Annotated in this window: 15 protein-coding genes and 1 other annotated feature (1 of these 16 running past the window's edge); of the genes, 13 read left to right on the forward strand and 2 right to left on the reverse strand. The window is 39.0% G+C overall.

Annotated features, from left to right (window positions below; translation table 11 throughout):
* Positions 1-203: 203 nt before the first annotated feature.
* From tig to yihA, 5 genes are all read left to right on the forward strand, one after another.
* A complete protein-coding gene (gene tig / locus NSQ61_RS01600; RefSeq protein WP_063387461.1) occupies positions 204-1,490 on the forward strand; it encodes a trigger factor in 1,287 nt (428 codons plus the stop codon).
* Positions 1,491-1,764: 274 nt separating this feature from the next.
* Complete coding sequence (gene clpX / locus NSQ61_RS01605) at positions 1,765-3,030, forward strand: ATP-dependent protease ATP-binding subunit ClpX (protein WP_066249773.1); 1,266 nt, start codon at positions 1,765-1,767, stop codon at positions 3,028-3,030.
* A 201-nt stretch (positions 3,031-3,231) separates the two neighbouring features.
* Positions 3,232-4,890: an ATP-dependent protease LonB gene (gene lonB / locus NSQ61_RS01610; protein ID WP_063387463.1), complete on the forward strand. Its 1,659-nt coding sequence runs from the start codon at positions 3,232-3,234 to the stop codon at positions 4,888-4,890.
* Between the two features lie 187 nt (positions 4,891-5,077).
* Positions 5,078-7,402, forward strand: a complete 2,325-nt coding sequence (gene lon / locus NSQ61_RS01615) for an endopeptidase La (protein WP_340805763.1) — start codon at positions 5,078-5,080, stop codon at positions 7,400-7,402.
* Complete coding sequence (gene yihA, locus NSQ61_RS01620; protein WP_340805764.1) at positions 7,399-7,983, forward strand: ribosome biogenesis GTP-binding protein YihA/YsxC; 585 nt, start codon at positions 7,399-7,401, stop codon at positions 7,981-7,983. The genes lon and yihA overlap by 4 nt, the downstream gene beginning before the upstream one ends.
* A gap of 70 nt (positions 7,984-8,053) precedes the next feature.
* On the opposite strand, the gene NSQ61_RS01625 is transcribed toward yihA, so the two are convergent.
* Positions 8,054-8,527 (reverse strand): hypothetical protein, encoded by a 474-nt coding sequence (locus NSQ61_RS01625; protein WP_063387466.1) that lies wholly within the window; start codon positions 8,525-8,527, stop codon positions 8,054-8,056.
* Positions 8,528-8,722: 195 nt separating this feature from the next.
* Between NSQ61_RS01625 and hemA the strand changes: the two genes are divergently transcribed.
* The 8 genes from hemA (at position 8,723) to ysxE (ending at position 17,311) form a co-directional block, all read left to right on the forward strand.
* Complete coding sequence (hemA, locus tag NSQ61_RS01630) at positions 8,723-10,060, forward strand: glutamyl-tRNA reductase (RefSeq protein ID WP_339193182.1); 1,338 nt, start codon at positions 8,723-8,725, stop codon at positions 10,058-10,060.
* A 20-nt stretch (positions 10,061-10,080) separates the two neighbouring features.
* A complete protein-coding gene (locus NSQ61_RS01635) occupies positions 10,081-10,902 on the forward strand; it encodes a cytochrome C assembly family protein (protein ID WP_339193181.1) in 822 nt (273 codons plus the stop codon).
* 23 nt (positions 10,903-10,925) lie between these two features.
* Entirely contained in the window at positions 10,926-11,867 is a 942-nt protein-coding gene (gene hemC, locus NSQ61_RS01640; protein WP_063387469.1) for a hydroxymethylbilane synthase, read from the forward strand.
* Positions 11,864-12,661 (forward strand): uroporphyrinogen-III synthase, encoded by a 798-nt coding sequence (locus NSQ61_RS01645; protein WP_094246299.1) that lies wholly within the window; start codon positions 11,864-11,866, stop codon positions 12,659-12,661. Before hemC ends, NSQ61_RS01645 begins: the two co-directional genes overlap by 4 nt.
* Positions 12,662-12,664: 3 nt before the next feature.
* Entirely contained in the window at positions 12,665-13,648 is a 984-nt protein-coding gene (gene hemB, locus NSQ61_RS01650; RefSeq protein ID WP_144597681.1) for a porphobilinogen synthase, read from the forward strand.
* Positions 13,649-13,664: 16 nt separating this feature from the next.
* A complete protein-coding gene (gene hemL, locus NSQ61_RS01655) occupies positions 13,665-14,948 on the forward strand; it encodes a glutamate-1-semialdehyde 2,1-aminomutase (RefSeq protein WP_063387472.1) in 1,284 nt (427 codons plus the stop codon).
* A 133-nt stretch (positions 14,949-15,081) separates the two neighbouring features.
* On the forward strand, positions 15,082-16,224 hold the full coding sequence (gene spoVID / locus NSQ61_RS01660) for a stage VI sporulation protein D (RefSeq protein WP_327847813.1): 1,143 nt from the start codon (positions 15,082-15,084) through the stop codon (positions 16,222-16,224).
* 73 nt (positions 16,225-16,297) lie between these two features.
* Positions 16,298-17,311, forward strand: coding sequence for a spore coat protein YsxE (gene ysxE / locus NSQ61_RS01665; protein WP_340734095.1), 1,014 nt, complete (start codon positions 16,298-16,300; stop codon positions 17,309-17,311).
* An 18-nt stretch (positions 17,312-17,329) separates the two neighbouring features.
* Here the strand turns inward: ysxE and NSQ61_RS01670 are convergent, their stop codons facing one another.
* Positions 17,330-17,521 carry a hypothetical protein gene (locus NSQ61_RS01670; protein WP_327847811.1) on the reverse strand — a complete coding sequence of 64 codons (192 nt, stop codon included), beginning with the start codon at positions 17,519-17,521 and terminating at the stop codon, positions 17,330-17,332.
* A 146-nt stretch (positions 17,522-17,667) separates the two neighbouring features.
* Positions 17,668-17,790 (forward strand) — a binding site (T-box leader); it runs 100 nt beyond the window's last position.

The raw sequence follows: 17,790 nt of genomic DNA on the forward strand, positions 1-17,790 counted from the left end.
GTCCTATTGAAAGGATTGAATCCTATGGTATAATAAAATGGTTGTAAAATGTATATTTTTTGTATGCACCTTTCTTGCTATTGGTGCCGGTTATCCTTTTTTGACATATTTATTTTATGGCTTGTTTCTTTACGGACAAGGCATATAAAAAATTTTTATCGTGTACTCACGAATAATATTTATAGATTGTTGGAGGGAAACAAATGTCAGTTAAATGGGAAAAATTAGAGAAAAACGAAGGAGTCTTAACCGTTGAAGTAGATGCACAAACATTTAAAGAAGCGCTGGATCGAGCATTTAAAAAAGTTGTAAAAAATGTAGCTGTTCCAGGATTCCGCAAAGGAAGAGTGCCGCGCCCTATTTTTGAAAAGAGATTCGGTGTTGAGGCGCTATATCAAGATGCGCTTGATATTTTGCTTCCAGAAGTTTACCCAAAAGCGGTTGAAGAAGCTGGAATTGAACCGGTAGACCGTCCTGAAATTGATATTGAACAAATTGAAAAAGATAAACCGCTTATTTTTACGGCTAAAGTAACGGTCAAACCAGAAGTGAAACTTGGCGAATATAAAGGTTTGGATGTCCAAAAAGAAGATACAACCGTTACGGATGAAGATGTGGAAAACGAATTAAAACAGCTTCAAGAACGGCATGCTGAATTGGTTGTGAAAGAAGAAGGAAAAGTGGAAGAGGGAGATACAGTCGTCCTCGACTTCGAAGGTTTTGTTGACGGCGAAGCGTTTGAAGGCGGAAAAGCTGAGAATTATTCTTTGGAAGTCGGCTCCGGCACATTTATCCCTGGTTTTGAAGATCAGTTGATCGGGCTTGAAGCAGGCGAAGAAAAGGATGTAGAAGTAACGTTCCCTGAAGAATATCATGAGGAAAAGCTTGCTGGAAAACCGGCTGTCTTTAAAGTGAAAATTCATGAAATCAAAACGAAAGAACTCCCTGCATTGGATGATGAATTTGCAAAAGATGTAAACGATGAGGTTGAAACACTTGAAGAATTAAAGGCGAAAATTAGAGAGCGTTTAGAAGAGCAAAAGAACACACAAGCTGAAAATAAACTTCGTGATGAACTTGTTGAAAAAGCTGCAGAAAATGTTGAAGTGGACATTCCGCAAGTGATGATTGACAATGAACTTGAAAGAATGATGAATGAATTTCAACAACGCTTGCAATTGCAAGGCTTGAACTTAGAACTGTATTACCAATTCTCTGGCCAAAGCGAAGAAGAATTGCGTGAACAAATGAGAAAAGACGCTGAAAAGCGCGTGAAATATAACTTAACATTAGAAGCAATTGCGAAAGCTGAAAACATTGATGTGACAGAAGAAGAAGTAAATGAAGAGCTGCAAAAAATGGCTGACATGTACAATATGCCAGTTGAAAGCGTTAAGAGAGCACTCGGTTCAACAGAAGGAATAAAAGAAGATTTAAAAATTAAAAAAGCGGTCGATTTTCTTGTAGAAAATAGAAAAGATGTTGCATAATATAGTTACAGGAACATCATGATCTTTGATAAAGTTGATAACAAGGCGCGATTTGATCGTGCCTTGTTTTATAAAATGAAAAGCGTTAAATCGTTCGAAACTGTACATAATAATTGTCACATAACTATACATACTTTTCATTACCGCTTTTCTTTTGTTTTATGATAAAATGCGATACATACTTTTCTTTTGTTTGAAAAGCATTGTTCCCCGATTCATGCGTGCGGTTTATATATGGGTGGGGAGGCAATGAAGGAAATTAAGGGGTGATATCATGTTTAAGTTTAACGATGAAAAGGGACAGTTAAAATGTTCGTTTTGCGGAAAAACTCAAGATCAAGTGAGAAAGCTGGTTGCTGGTCCTGGCGTCTATATATGCGATGAATGTATTGAACTTTGCACAGAAATTGTAGAAGAGGAGCTTGGCACAGAAGAAGAGGCTGAATTTAAGGATGTTCCGAAACCGAAAGAAATTCTCAGCATCCTAGATGAATATGTAATCGGGCAGGAGCAGGCAAAAAAATCTTTGGCGGTTGCAGTTTACAACCATTATAAGCGGATTAATTCAAACAATAAAATTGATGATGTTGAGCTGTCCAAAAGTAATATTGTGTTAATCGGGCCGACAGGAAGCGGAAAAACGCTGCTTGCACAAACGCTTGCACGCATTTTGAATGTTCCATTTGCAATTGCTGACGCAACGTCGCTAACGGAAGCTGGATACGTTGGGGAAGATGTTGAAAATATTTTGCTGAAGCTAATCCAAGCTGCTGATTACGATGTGGAAAAAGCGGAAAAAGGAATTATTTACATCGATGAGATTGACAAAATTGCTAGAAAATCAGAAAATCCATCCATTACAAGAGATGTGTCTGGTGAAGGCGTCCAACAAGCACTTCTGAAAATTTTGGAAGGAACTGTAGCAAGTGTTCCTCCACAAGGCGGAAGAAAACATCCGCATCAAGAATTTATCCAAATCGATACGACTAATATATTATTTATTTGCGGCGGAGCATTTGACGGCATAGAGCAAATCATCAAGCGCAGATTAGGGCAAAAGGTCATTGGATTTGGAGCAGATAGCCGAAACAAAGAGCTTGATCAAAAGCAACTGCTTTCAAAGGTGCTACCTGAGGATTTATTAAAATTCGGGTTAATTCCGGAATTTATCGGGCGTTTGCCTGTCATTGCCAGCCTTGAACCGCTTGATGAAGCAGCACTTGTCGAAATATTAACAAAACCGAAAAACGCGCTTGTTAAACAATATCAAAAAATGCTCGAGCTAGATGGCGTTGAGCTGGAATTTGAAGAAGAAGCATTATCAGAAATTGCGAAAAAAGCAATTGAACGAAAAACAGGTGCGCGCGGCCTTCGTTCTATCATTGAAGGCATTATGCTTGATGTGATGTTTGAATTGCCGTCTCGTGATGATATTACAAAATGTGTCATCACGGCAAACACTGTAAGAGAAAAAATTCCTCCGAAGCTGATTGCAAATGATGGAACCATTATAAATGAAGATACGAAAACTTCCGCATAAGACACGTTTTGACGGGCTTTTTAGTCTGAATTTGCAGCAGTTTAGTTTTGTAAAAGGATAGTTGTTCTCATAAAAATAAGAAGGATCGAGTTCATACAACTCGATCCTTCTTTTCATGAAAATCCGTCCTCAACATATGTTTAATCCGTATATGCAAAGGAGATAATAGGGGATAAACATTTGTTGAGGAGGAAACTCAGGATGAACTGGACAGGGATTGCCCTTTTCATACAATTAATTTTCGGAGTCATTGTCGGTCTTTATTTTTGGAATTTATTGCGGAATCAGCGGACGCAAAAAATTTCCATTGACCGCGAGTCGAAAAAAGAAATGGAACAATTGAGAAAAATGAGAGCTATCCAATTATCAAAGCCGCTTTCAGAACGAATTCGTCCAAAAAGCTTTTCTGACATCGTCGGACAGGAGGATGGCATCAAAGCATTAAAAGCGGCTTTATGCGGGCCGAATCCCCAGCATGTTATTATTTACGGACCTCCTGGTGTAGGAAAAACGGCTGCTGCAAGGCTCGTTCTTGAAGAAGCGAAAAGAAATAAAAAGTCTCCTTTTCAACATAATGCTGTTTTTGTTGAATTGGATGCAACAACAGCGAGATTTGATGAACGGGGAATAGCTGATCCTTTAATAGGTTCTGTTCATGATCCCATTTATCAAGGTGCTGGGGCAATGGGACAAGCCGGAATTCCACAGCCGAAACAAGGAGCAGTGACTCATGCACACGGCGGCGTGTTGTTTATTGATGAAATTGGCGAACTCCATCCCATTCAAATGAATAAACTGTTAAAAGTACTTGAAGACCGAAAAGTTTTTTTAGAAAGCGCCTATTATAGTGAAGAAAATTCTCAAATTCCAAGTCATATTCATGATATTTTCCAAAACGGTCTCCCGGCTGATTTTCGCTTGATCGGGGCAACTACAAGAACACCATCTGAAATACCGCCCGCCATTCGCTCGCGCTGCCTTGAAGTATTTTTTAGAGATTTAACGGCCGATGAACTCGCGGTCGTTGCTCGGAAAGCGGCTGAAAAAGTAAATGTAAAAATTTCAGAAAAAGGAATATCCATTTTAACTTCTTATGCCCGCAATGGAAGAGAAATTGCCAATATGATGCAAATTGCTGCTGGAATTGCCATCACCGAGGACCGAAATGAAGTGAAAGTCGAAGATATTGAATGGATTGTCCATTCCAGCCAGCTTACACCAAAATATGAAAAGAAAATTGGAAATGAACCTAAAGTTGGACTGGTGAACGGTCTTGCTGTTTACGGACCAAACAGCGGCTCTTTATTAGAGGTGGAAGTGACGGTTATTCCGGCAAAAGAAAAAGGAACGATCAACATTACAGGTATTGTAGAAGAAGAAAACATTGGCGACCGCGGAAAATCCATCAAAAGAAAAAGCATGGCCAAAGGCTCCGTTGAAAATGTCATAACAGTGTTACGATCAATGGGAGTTAATGCCCATGATTATGATATTCATGTAAACTTTCCCGGCGGGGTACCTGTTGATGGACCGAGTGCAGGAATAGCGATGGCAACCGGCATTTTTTCTGCCATCCACAAAATTCCTGTTGATAATACCGTAGCGATGACTGGAGAGATCAGCATTCATGGGAATGTAAAACCGATTGGCGGAATTATTCCAAAAATAAAAGCTGCCAAGATGGCAGGTGCAAAAAAAGTGATCATACCAGAGGAGAATATGCAGTCAATTTTAAAAACGATTGAAGACATTGAAATTATTCCTGTTCGAAGCTTTCAGGAAGTGTTAGATTGTGCGCTCATCAATCCTCCAACGGAGCAAATTTATCCAGAGACAATCATAGAGAAAAAATCGGTTTAAAGCAGCGTCTTTATTCCAAATGCCTAACAGGGTTCAGGCCGTGGCACTGAACCTTTATTTTTATTGAGGCAGTTATTTATTCCTTTCAATAAAGATAAGTTTGAAAATAGACAGTGCAGAAAGAATAGGATAGAATTGAACAAGGACGCTGTATAATCTATTTTTCACATGATGGAGGTGTAAAAATATGGCGAAAAAAGAGAATAGAATCGTCCCCCTCCTACCGCTTCGAGGTTTGTTAGTTTATCCATCGATGGTGCTACATTTAGATGTAGGACGCGATAAATCTGTACAGGCGCTTGAGAAGGCGATGATGGATGATCATATGATATTTTTAACAACACAAAAGGAAGTTTCAATAGATGATCCAAAAGAGGATGATTTATACCATATTGGAACGCTGACGAAAATTAAGCAAATGCTCAAACTGCCGAACGGCACCATTCGAGTGCTTGTCGAGGGACAAAAAAGAGGCGAAATCAAAAGTTTTGAAAGCAAGGAACCATATATTTCTGTACAAGTTGATACTTATGAAGAACCGCTTCAAAAAGATGTTGAAGAAGAAGCTTTGATGCGAACTGCGCTTGAATATTTTGAGCAATACATAAAAATGTCTAAAAAAATTTCAAGTGAGACGTTTGCAACCGTTTTGGATATAGATGAACCGGGAAGATTGGCCGATATTATTGCTTCCCACTTGCCGATCAAGCTGAAAGATAAGCAAGAAATATTAGAAACATTTGATGTGAAAGAAAGATTAAATAAAATTATTCAAATGCTCCATAATGAGAAGGAAGTCTTGCAGCTTGAAAAGAAAATAGGCCAGCGGGTCCGTCAATCAATGGAACGGACGCAAAAAGAATATTATTTGCGCGAACAAATGAAGGCCATTCAAAAAGAGCTCGGAGAAAAGGAAGGGAAAACGGGCGAAATAGAAGATTTGACTGAAAAAATCGAAAAATCGGGAATGCCGGAACATGTTTATAAAACGGCTATGAAAGAGCTCAACCGATATGAAAAAATCCCTTCAACATCCGCTGAAAGTGCGGTGATCCGCAATTACTTAGACTGGCTTATTTCCTTGCCGTGGAACAAGGCAACAGAGGACAGACTGGATATAAAGCTGGCGGAAGTGATCTTAAATGAAGAGCATTACGGACTAGATAAAGTAAAGGAACGGGTGCTTGAATATTTAGCAGTGCAAAAATTAACAAATTCGCTTAAAGGCCCTATTTTATGTTTAGTGGGACCGCCTGGCGTTGGGAAAACATCTCTTGCCCGTTCTGTTGCAAAATCATTAAATAGAAAGTTCGTTCGAATTTCTCTTGGCGGCGTTCGGGATGAATCGGAAATAAGAGGCCATAGAAGAACATATGTCGGTGCGATGCCGGGTCGGATCATTCAAGGGATGAAAAAAGCGGGAACGATTAATCCGGTATTTTTGCTGGATGAAATTGATAAAATGTCCAGCGATTTTCGCGGTGATCCTTCAGCTGCTCTTCTTGAAGTGCTGGATCCGGAGCAAAACCATAATTTCAGCGATCATTATATTGAAGAGCCATATGATTTATCAAAAGTCATGTTTATTGCGACAGCCAATAATTTAGCAACTATTCCAGGTCCGCTGCGCGACAGAATGGAAATTATCACAATTGCCGGTTATACCGAATTAGAAAAAGTTCATATCGCCAAAGATCATCTTCTTCCAAAACAATTAAAAGAGCATGGACTGAAAAAAGGTCACTTGCAAATAAGAGAAGAAGCAATTTTAAATATAATTCGTTATTATACGCGCGAAGCAGGGGTAAGAGGGTTAGAACGCCAAATCGCAGCAATATGCCGAAAAGCAGCGAAAACGATTGTAACAGGTGAAAGAAAAAGAATTGTTGTAACCGCTAAAACTCTTGAAGACTTTTTGGGCAAAAAATTGTTTCGATACGGTCAGGCAGAATTGCAGGATCAAATCGGTGTGGCGACCGGTCTCGCATATACGACGGTCGGCGGCGATACGCTGTCCATTGAAGTGTCCATCTCTCCGGGTAAAGGCAAGCTGATTTTAACCGGAAAGCTCGGAGATGTCATGAAGGAATCGGCTCAAGCCGCTTTCAGCTATATTCGATCTAGAACAAAAGAACTAAAGATAGATCCAGATTTCCACGAACAATATGATATCCATATTCATGTGCCTGAAGGAGCTGTTCCAAAAGATGGACCGTCTGCAGGCATTACGATGGCAACGGCGCTTATTTCAGCATTAACTGGAAGACCGGTTCGAAAAGAAGTCGGAATGACAGGTGAAATTACTTTAAGAGGTCGCGTTCTGCCGATAGGCGGTTTAAAAGAAAAAACATTAAGCGCCCATCGTGCCGGTTTAAAGAAAATTATTTTGCCGAAGGAAAATGAAAAGGATTTAGATGATATACCAGAAAGCGTGAGAAAAGAATTGACTTTTGTTCTTGTCTCACATATGGATGAAGTATTAAAACATGCATTGGCAGGAGAAAAAGAATGAAGGTAACAAAAGCAGAAATTGTCATAAGTGCGGTTAAATCTGATCAATATCCATCAACCGATATTCCAGAAATCGCTCTGGCAGGAAGGTCTAACGTCGGGAAATCTTCGTTTATTAATAAAATGATCAATAGAAAAAATTTGGCGAGAACCTCTTCAAAGCCTGGGAAAACGCAAACGTTAAACTTTTATTTAATTAACGATCAATTTTATTTCGTTGATGTTCCCGGATATGGATTTGCCAAAGTGTCGAAAAGGGAGCGGGAAAAATGGGGGAAAATGATCGAAGCGTATTTGCTCAAAAGAGAACAGCTTAAAGCATGTATTCTTATCATAGACATCCGCCATGCACCTACATCTGATGATGTCATGATGTACGAATTTTTAAAATATCATGGAATTCCTGCTGTAATTGTCGCCACAAAGGCGGATAAAATTCCTAAAGGAAAATGGCAAAAACACTTAAAAGTAGTGAAGGAAACGCTAAAAATGGAAAAAAATGATCCGCTTATTCTTTTTTCAGCAGAAACTGGTTACGGAAAAGAGGATGCATGGTCAGCCATTTATCCATTCCTATCATAAAATGAAATTGCTTTAGGCTGGATACAGAAGGAAAAGCTCGAGAAGCTTAACCGCTTCGAGCTGTTTCCTTTTATTTTTTTCTGAAAAACAATAAATACAAACCTGCAATAACAAAAAGAATCGGCCAAAAGGCTTGCCAATTGGAAACGCTCTTTTGAATAAAAGATGTCAAAGCGGAAGGAAAATAGTAAAGGAAACTTCCGATCAAAAGAAGGATAAATCCTTGTGCAAATCCGCTTTTTGCTTGAGCAGACCGAATAATGAAAGCAAGGGCAATGATCCAGATCATTGCGGTTAAATCATCAGGCCAGAACGGGAATGATTTTCCCCATAAAAAATGGATGCCAAGGCCAAGCAGCAGAACGGCAGGAACGATTGCTTGGTCATCCTTTTCCGCTTTTGCCTGAACCATAAAGGCGATGCCAAACATGATAAAAAAGAAAGGCAAAGTGTTCATGTTCATATTGAAAAAGAGATCGAAATTTTTCAACAAGAAATAAAGCCCGATCTCCAGCATAATCATAGCAACAAACGTCCAACGCACTTAACGATCACCTCTGTTTTGATGACTTGATTCCGGCTCTCTTTTTTGATAATATTTTTAATGTAATAATTAATATAATTTATATCTGTTTCTTACTTTATCATCATATCATACAGTTTCATATACTGTTCACATTTTTTTGTCGATATTTTGTTATAATAAAGTCAGTATGTATTTGCTTTTGGGGGGTCGGAGATGCATATTTTAGCTGTTGGGTTAAATTATAAAACAGCCCCTGTTGAAATTCGCGAAAGGTTGAGTTTTAGCAGCAATGATTTAGCTTCTGCAATGAAACGGTTGAAGAATGAAAAAAGCATTTTGGAAAACGTGATCGTTTCCACCTGCAACCGGACAGAAATCTATGCAGTTGTTGATCAGCTTCATACAGGGCGTTATTATATAAAAGCATTTTTAGCTGAATGGTTCAATATGGACATTGAGGAGTTCGATTCGTATCTAAAATACTTTGAAAATGAACAGGCTGTCCAGCACTTGTTTCGGGTGGCATGCGGCCTGGATTCTATGATTTTAGGCGAAACGCAAATTTTAGGACAAGTCCGTTCAAGCTTTTTATTAGCTCAAGAACATAACACGATCGGAACGATTTTTAATCAACTGTTTAAACAGGCAGTAACATTGGCTAAAGAAGCCCATTCGGAAACGGAAATCGGTTCAAATGCTGTTTCCGTCAGCTATGCTGCCGTAGAATTGGCAAAAAAAATTTTCGGCGACCTATCCAGCAAGCATGTGCTTATTTTAGGCGCAGGAAAAATGGGAGAGCTTGCCGTACAAAATTTACATGGCAGCGGAGTCAAACAAATTACGGTTATGAACCGCACATTTGAAAAGGCGAATGAATTGGCGAAGCGTTTTTCCGGACAAGCAAAAATGATGTCTGAGCTTCAGTGTGCGCTTATTGAGGCAGATATTTTAATTAGTTCAACAGGTGCAAAGAGTTTTGTGATTTCGAAAGACATGATGTTAGATGTTGAAAAGTTAAGAAAAGGCCGCCCGTTTCTGATGGTGGATATTGCGGTTCCACGCGATTTAGATCCTGCATTGAGTGAAATAGACAGCATTTTTTTATATGACATCGATGATTTGGAAGGAATTGTCGAAGCGAATTTGCAGGAAAGAAAAGAAGCGGCTGAACAAATTGAAATCATGATCGAGCGAGAGGTCTTGGAGTTTTCGAAATGGCTGAATACATTAGGGGTTGTTCCGGTTATTGCTGCATTGAGGGAAAAAGCTCTTCTTATCCAATCGGAAACAATGAAAAGTATTGAACGGAAGCTGCCGAATTTGACAGAACGCGAAAGAAAAATATTAAATAAACATACGAAAAGCATTGTCAATCAAATGTTGAGAGATCCGATATTAAAAGTGAAAGAGCTGGCTGCTCTTCCAAATGGCGAACAATCTTTGGATTTATTTAAAGAGATTTTTAATTTAGATTTAGATGAAGAATTAATAGAACAAACTCCTTCCGTTCAATTAAAAACGCATTCAAAAAATGTTTCACTTGAAATGTAAGTGAAAGGAAAAACTACTATATGTTTGATTGGAATATCATTAGATTAAACGAATTGATGATTGTTTTATATGCATTGAGCGTTTTCTTATATTTTATAGATTTTTTGCATCATAACCGGAAGGCAAACAAAATAGCCTTCTGGTTACTTTCTATTGTCTGGGTTTTACAATCCTTTTTTTTATTTTCGCAAATGGCGCAAACGGGCAGATTTCCGGTTTTAAACATAGCGGAAGGTCTTTATTTTTATGCATGGGTATTGGTCACTCTTTCTCTTGTGATCAATCGGCTGCTTCGAGTCGATTTTATTGTCTTCTTTACGAATGTCATTGGTTTTATCATTATGGCCATCCGGACGTTTGCTCCTTCAGAGGCAGTATCGACTGAAGTATCCAGCAGGTTAATTTCAGAACTGTTATTGATCCATATCACGATGGCGATACTATCATACGGAGCGTTTTCGCTTTCATTTGTTTTTTCCATTCTTTATTTGATACAGCACAACTTATTAAAAAAGAAAAAATGGGGGAAAAGGCTTCATCGCATTCAAGATTTGGCAAAACTGGATTATATGACATATGTTTTAAATATGATCGGTGTACCTATATTGCTATTAGCTCTCATTTTAGGAATAATATGGGCTTATTTAAAGGTGCCAAATTTGAACTGGTATGATGCAAAAGTGATCGGCTCATTTTCTGTTTTAGGCATATACAGTTTTTATTTGTATGCCAGAGTAGTAAAAGAGTGGCAATGGAAAAGAATTGCCTTTTTAAACGTTGCCTCATTTTTAGTGCTGTTAGTTAATTTCTTTTTATTTGGAAGCTTATCGAATTTCCATTAATGCATGTGCTCAGGAGGATGTTTATGCGAAAAATTATTGTCGGGTCAAGGCGAAGTCGGTTAGCAATCGCCCAAACAAATTGGGTGATCGAGAGATTAAAAGAGCTTGGAGCCCCATTTGAATTCGAAATAAAAGAAATTGTCACAAAAGGTGATAAAATAGTTGATGTCACTCTTTCAAAAGTAGGCGGGAAAGGCCTTTTTGTAAAAGAAATTGAGCAGGCTATGCTAAACGGTGATATTGATATGGCCGTGCACAGCATGAAGGATGTGCCGTCTGTCTTGCCGAATGGCTTGACGATCGGCTGCATTCCTAAACGAGAAGATTACCGCGATGTTTTGATTTCGAAGGATTGCCAAACTTTAAGAGATTTGAAAGCTGGCGCTGTTGTTGGAACGAGCAGCTTAAGAAGGAGCGCCCAAATTTTAGCCGTCCGCCCCGATGTAACCGTCCGTTGGATTCGCGGAAATATTGATACGCGTCTAAAGAAGCTGCGGGAAGGCAACGATTATGATGCAATCATTTTAGCAGCAGCAGGTCTTAAACGAATGGGCTGGAAAGACGAATTGGAAAAAGCGTACTTTTTACCGCCTGATATGTGCGTTCCTGCAGTCGGTCAGGGAGCTTTGGCGATAGAATGCCGAGAAGATGATCATGAACTGCTTGCAGCTTTAAGAAAACTAAATGACGAACGGACGGAGAAAGCCGTTTTGACAGAGCGGGCTTTTTTGCATGATATGGAAGGAAGCTGTCAAGTGCCTATTGCCGGTTTAGCTCAAGTTGATGAAAATGAAGAAATTGTGTTGACAGCACTTGTTGCATCTCCGAATGGAAAAACGGTATATAAAGAGACGAAAACTGGAAAAGATCCGAATTTACTTGGAAAGGATATGGCAGCACTTCTATCGTCTCAAGGCGCCAAAGAGCTGGTCGAACAAGTGAGAAAGGAGCTAAACCATGAATGAGTGCTGAAAAACCATTGAATGGTTTTAATGTGTTAGTGACGAGAGCGAACAGCCAGGCTGCCGAATTCTCAAAGAAAATTCAAGCGGCGGGAGGCTGTCCTATAGAAGTTCCGTTAATTGCAACGAGGAAAACAGAAACGGATTTCAATGCCCTCCCCGTTTTAAAACAGTTAACATCTAAAGACTGGATTGTTTTTACTAGTGCAAACGGCGTTCAATATTTTTCCGAACATGTAAAAGACTTGTCATTGGAATTAGAAGATCTGAAAAACGTCAACGTTGCTTGTGTCGGTATAAAGACAAAAAAAGCTGCGGAGAAAATAGGATGGAAGGTATCTTTATGTCCTGAAGAGTTTCGTGCCGAAAGCTTAGCGGAAGAATTAATCGATCATGTTCGGCAAGACAGCAAAATAGTAATTGCCCGCGGGAATTTGGCACGCACTTATTTACGTGAAGTATTAACAGAAAAAAAGATTTTTTTCTTTGATTTTGTTGTTTATGAAACAATACAATTGTTGGAAAATGAAAAAGAAGTGTTGCATTTGCTTGAAAATAAAACGATTGATTTTATTACGCTGACGAGTTCTTCCACAGCTTCTGCATTTATGCAAATTGTCAAAAGAAACGGGCTGGAAAACAGGGTTCGGGATATTGTGTTTGTTTGCATCGGACCGATAACAAGAGATAAATTGTTGTCTTATAAAATAAAGTGTACTTGCATTATGCCGGAAAAATATACAATTGATGGAATGCTGGAAAAAATGTGTACATACGCAGAAAAAAGGGAGGAATAGATCATGCTGAATTTTGCACGGCACAGACGATTGCGGCATACAGCTAATCTGCGGGCTATGGTCAGGGAAACCCGCCTTCATAAAGAAGATTTAATATATCCGATTTTTGTTGTCGAAGGAGAAAATCAAAAAAATCCAGTGCAATCGATGCCGGGAGTTTTTCAAGTTTCATTGGACCTGTTAAATGAAGAAATTGAAGAAGTTGTCAAGCTGGGAATTAAATCAGTTATTTTATTCGGCATTCCTCATGAAAAGGATGAAGTCGGTTCAGGAGCATACCATGATCATGGCATCGTGCAGCGGGCTATCGCTCAAATTAAACAGCAGCATTCTGATCTTGTCGTTATCGCAGATACTTGTCTATGCGAATATACTGATCACGGTCATTGCGGAGTTGTGGAAAACGGGCAAATTGTAAATGATGCTTCGTTAAAATTATTAGCCAAAACAGCTGTCAGCCAGGCAAAAGCCGGGGCGGATATAATTGCTCCATCCAATATGATGGATGGATTTGTCGCAGCCATTCGGGAAGCGCTTGATGAAGAAGGATTTGTTCATATTCCAATTATGTCATATGCGGTCAAATATGCCAGTGCTTTTTACGGACCGTTCCGGGAAGCAGCTGAAAGCACGCCGAAATTCGGTGATCGGAAGACGTACCAGATGGATCCGGCTAACAGGCTGGAGGCATTAAGGGAAGCAGAAGCAGATGTTGAACAAGGATGCGATTTTTTAATTGTGAAACCGGCGCTTTCTTATTTAGACATTGTCCGTGATGTTAAAAATCATTTTAACCTTCCTGTCGTTGCTTATAATGTAAGCGGCGAGTACTCAATGATTAAAGCGGCAGCTGAAAATGGATGGATTGATGAAAAAGGCACTGTCCTTGAAATGCTTACAAGCATGAAAAGAGCCGGCGCGGATTTAATGATTACGTACCATGCAAAAGATGTTGCCCGTTGGTTAGATGAACAGTCTGATTATTGAAAAGGGGGCTCATTTCATGAAATATGAACGTTCGAAAAAAGCATTTGAAAAAGCGAAGACATTGATGCCCGGCGGGGTCAACAGCCCTGTGCGCGCGTTTAAATCCGTTCAAATGAATCCGATCTTTATTGAGCGCGGAAAAGGTTCTAAAGTGTATGACATTGATGGCAACGAATATATTGATTATGTTCTTTCATGGGGACCGTTAATTTTAGGACATGCCAATGACAGAGTTGTTGAAGCATTAAAGAAAATAGCGGAGCAAGGAACGAGCTTTGGGGCGCCGACCTTGATTGAAAATAAGCTGGCGGAGCTTGTTGTGGAGAGGGTTCCTTCCGTTGAAATTGTGCGGATGGTGAACTCTGGTACGGAAGCGACAATGAGCGCATTGCGCCTTGCCCGCGGATATACGGGAAGAAATAAAATTTTAAAATTTGAAGGATGTTATCATGGCCATGGAGATTCGCTGCTCATTAAGGCTGGATCAGGAGTGGCCACATTAGGGCTTCCGGATAGTCCAGGGGTGCCGGAAGGAATTGCCCAGCATACGATTACTGTTCCATATAATGATTTAGAGAGCGTCCGCTTTGCTTTTGAAAAATTTGGCGAAGACATAGCTGCCGTGATCGTCGAGCCAGTAGCCGGAAATATGGGTGTTGTACCGCCTAAAGAAGGCTTTTTAGAAGGCTTGCGCGAGATCACCAAACAATACGAATCGCTTCTGATTTTTGACGAAGTGATGACCGGTTTTCGCGTTGACTATCATTGCGCCCAAGGATACTTTGGAGTGACTCCGGATTTGACATGTTTAGGAAAAGTCATTGGAGGAGGACTTCCAGTCGGCGCCTATGGCGGACGGGCGGACATCATGGAAAAAATCGCTCCTGTCGGTCCTATTTATCAAGCGGGGACACTTTCAGGAAATCCGCTTGCGATGACAGCCGGATATGAAACACTCATTCAGCTTACACCAGACACATATAAAGAATTTAAAAGAAAAGCGGATAAATTAGAGGAAGGATTGCGCAAAGCTGCTCAAAAATATGAAATCCCTCATACAATTAATAGAGCGGGATCAATGATCGGATTTTTCTTTACAAATGAAGATGTTGTCAATTACGAAAAAGCAAAAACATCAAACCTTGATTTTTTTGCAAAGTATTATCGTGTTATGGCGGATGAAGGCATTTACTTGCCTCCTTCCCAATTTGAAGGAATGTTTCTGTCAACAGAGCATTCGGATGAAGATATTGAAAAAACAATAGAAGCATGTGAAAAAGCTTTTTCGGTTTTGAGATAACGAGCTAAAAGGACTAGCTTCTGATTGAAGCTGGTCCTTTTATTTTTGTTTCCCGTGCATATTTTGTCATCCTCCTTCATACATCTTTAATGGCACGATAAATTAGATTGATTGGAGAAAGGAGGAAGTCCGCATGTCCATTGAAGAAACGTCCGTTTTACGATTTTCGGTAGAGGAATCGGTCTTGTTTCGCCATCATTTTCAACCTTCTGAACTATTGTCCATTTCACTGGAACCTGACATCTCAATTGAAGAACATGATGGATATGTAACGATAAAAGGTGCTCTAGAGCTTTCCGGAGAATACAAATTCGATGGAGAGGAGCAACAGAATGATAAACTTCTTCAAACCTCCTCCATCGCCCGTTATATACAAAATGTAGAAGCGAGAAATGACGGTGTAATGGAATTTAGACACGAGCTTCCGGTCGATATTACAATACCGAAAAAAAGAATTGCCAATTTAGAAGAGGTGTTTGTGGCGATTGAATCATTTGATTATGATTTTCCGGAAGCAAATGGTTTAAAGCTTATAGCTGATCTATCCATTTACGGAATTCGAGAAGAGCAGGCGGAAGAAACTGCTGCAAATGAAGTGGACGAGATCATAGATGCTGAAGCGGAAATCTCATCCGTTCGACAGTCTGATGAAAGGGAAGAAGATGAAACCGAATCAACGATCAAAGAAAATCGTTTCAACGATGAACCAATCAACAAAGCGGAAAATATTGAAAAAGACAATGAACAGAAAAGTCTTAATGAATATTTCGAATTCGATACAGCCGAACGCGATCAAAATGAGCAAATCGAACATGATCGTGATGCTGTTCAAAAGGATGACAATGAAGAGACGGCAGACATTGTTTTTATGATGCCATTAAAGAGAGAAGAAGAAACGGAAACGGATTACGATACATTCACTGTTGAAGCGAAGAAAAATCAAGTCAGTTTGGAAGAGAAAGGCCGCATTGAAGAAGAAAAGCCAGTGATCAATAAAATTTCCAATTATGTCGAAAAAGACGATGAAGAAAAAGAATCTGTAAGGAAAAATGATAACACCTTATATTTAACAAAATTGTTTACGAAAAATGAAGAAGAAGAATTTTCTAAATTAAGAATGTACATTGTCCAGCAGGGAGACTCGCTCGAAAATATTTGCGAACGCTACAACATTACGCTCCAGCAGCTCAATCGAGTAAATCAATTTCACCATGATAAAGAGATTAGTGAAGGAGACATTTTATATATCCCGGTTCTTGAAACACAACAAACGTAATTTTTGCAAGCGGCTTGAGAGGGATCAAACCAGCTCAAGCTTTTCTTTATTTTCTTTAAAGGCGAGTGGGAAGATGAGCGATGATCTGAAAACGGCCATGAGGATTTTGCAGCATTATCCAATCAAACCGATTTATTTAGAGAAAAAAACAAAAAATGTCTTGAAAATTCATTGTGAAAAAAGAACATATGCTTTAAAACGAACAACGATTAAAAAGCAAAGAAACATTCTAAAATTATATTCAATTTTTCACGACTTTCCATATTTAGGAATCGTGCCGATTTATAGGACAACGAACGGAAATGTGTTTGTTAATGACTCAACGCAATCGTTTTATTTAATGCCTTGGATGGAAGGTTCAATCGTTGATGAAAAAAATGCCTCAATCCTTTTTTACCACTTAGCGAAACTCCATAAAAAAACAAAACAGGAAATCAACATACCTGAAGTTCAGCTCGAAAAAGTGTATCAACAGATTCAGAACAAGTGGAAGAGAAATTTCAACCTGCTGGAAGCATTTATGGAACAAATCGAAAAAAAATGGTATATGTCGCCTTTTGAATTGGCGGTCTTCAGTTATTATTTTGAAACGAGGCAAGCCATCTTATTTGCTGAAGCGAAGCTTGATGAGTGGTATAACGAAATAAAGCAATCCCCTCACATGCGAATTGCACTGAACAAAGTAAATGTCTCCTTATCTCATTTTCTGTTAGATCCAAAAGGGAAAATTTATTTTATTAATATGGAAGATGCAGCATTTGCTACTCCAATTTATGACCTTTTCTTAATGTTTATGAACCTCTCCGAAGCGGAACCAACCGTTAGTGATCAAAATGTGCAATATATATCAGATTACGAAAAAGTGCTTCCTTTAACAAAAACTGAGAGATTGCTGTTGGTAAGCTATTTATCTTATCCAGCCAAATTATTAAAGCTTGTCCGGCAATATCAAAAAAAGAAAAGCGAAAAGGGAGAATTAGAATATTGCAAACAGCTGTTAAGAGCATACTGGCAAATGAAAAATACCGGGTACATTGCTTTAAAATGGAATGAAAAACTAGAAAACGATTCATTGGCATCAGAATGAATGGGGGATCTGTCAGCTTTAACCCCGTTCCATATACAACGCGGCTGCTAGAAATAGTAAAATGGCTAATAAAATAATATCAAACATAGTTGGTAAAAGGATTGTTCGAATTCCCTGAAAAATCATTAAAGGAACGATGAACTGTTCAAGAGTAGATCGGAATTGTTTAATAAACGATTGAATATAGTATGGTTTTATTTTTTTTCTCATGTTGATCACCTTCAACTTTGTTAATTTATATTATGAAATAAAGAACATTTTGTGATTTTTGTTTAAAGGTTAAGGAAGATGGGGAAAATATTGACGAAAAAAACAATTTTTTAGTACTATTAAATATAGAAATTTATATAGTTTGTGAAAATGTGTTGAAGGGGAGTAGTACAACGAACGACTCCTTCCAGAGAGGGAAATCGCAAGCTGGAAGATTTCCTAGGAGATCCCGTTGGAAAGTCGCCCTGGAGCAGCTTCCTTGAAAGCTT

This window comes from Aeribacillus sp. FSL K6-1121 (assembly GCF_038003725.1).
Classification (GTDB): domain Bacteria; phylum Bacillota; class Bacilli; order Bacillales; family Aeribacillaceae; genus Aeribacillus; species Aeribacillus composti.

What these genes read in the sequence shown, in the direction of transcription:
- NSQ61_RS01645 (WP_094246299.1), top strand. Translation starts at nt 11,864, where the DNA reads ATGAGTGCTGAAAAACCATTGAATGGTTTTAATGTGTTAGTGACGAGA.
- lonB (WP_063387463.1), top strand. Translation starts at nt 3,232, where the DNA reads ATGAACTGGACAGGGATTGCCCTTTTCATACAATTAATTTTCGGAGTC.
- NSQ61_RS01635 (WP_339193181.1), top strand. Translation starts at nt 10,081, where the DNA reads ATGTTTGATTGGAATATCATTAGATTAAACGAATTGATGATTGTTTTA.
- hemA (WP_339193182.1), top strand. Translation starts at nt 8,723, where the DNA reads ATGCATATTTTAGCTGTTGGGTTAAATTATAAAACAGCCCCTGTTGAA.
- NSQ61_RS01670 (WP_327847811.1), bottom strand. Translation starts at nt 17,521, where the DNA reads ATGAGAAAAAAAATAAAACCATACTATATTCAATCGTTTATTAAACAA.
- ysxE (WP_340734095.1), top strand. Translation starts at nt 16,298, where the DNA reads ATGAGCGATGATCTGAAAACGGCCATGAGGATTTTGCAGCATTATCCA.
- tig (WP_063387461.1), top strand. Translation starts at nt 204, where the DNA reads ATGTCAGTTAAATGGGAAAAATTAGAGAAAAACGAAGGAGTCTTAACC.
- hemL (WP_063387472.1), top strand. Translation starts at nt 13,665, where the DNA reads ATGAAATATGAACGTTCGAAAAAAGCATTTGAAAAAGCGAAGACATTG.
- spoVID (WP_327847813.1), top strand. Translation starts at nt 15,082, where the DNA reads ATGTCCATTGAAGAAACGTCCGTTTTACGATTTTCGGTAGAGGAATCG.
- yihA (WP_340805764.1), top strand. Translation starts at nt 7,399, where the DNA reads ATGAAGGTAACAAAAGCAGAAATTGTCATAAGTGCGGTTAAATCTGAT.
- hemC (WP_063387469.1), top strand. Translation starts at nt 10,926, where the DNA reads ATGCGAAAAATTATTGTCGGGTCAAGGCGAAGTCGGTTAGCAATCGCC.
- hemB (WP_144597681.1), top strand. Translation starts at nt 12,665, where the DNA reads ATGCTGAATTTTGCACGGCACAGACGATTGCGGCATACAGCTAATCTG.
- clpX (WP_066249773.1), top strand. Translation starts at nt 1,765, where the DNA reads ATGTTTAAGTTTAACGATGAAAAGGGACAGTTAAAATGTTCGTTTTGC.
- lon (WP_340805763.1), top strand. Translation starts at nt 5,078, where the DNA reads ATGGCGAAAAAAGAGAATAGAATCGTCCCCCTCCTACCGCTTCGAGGT.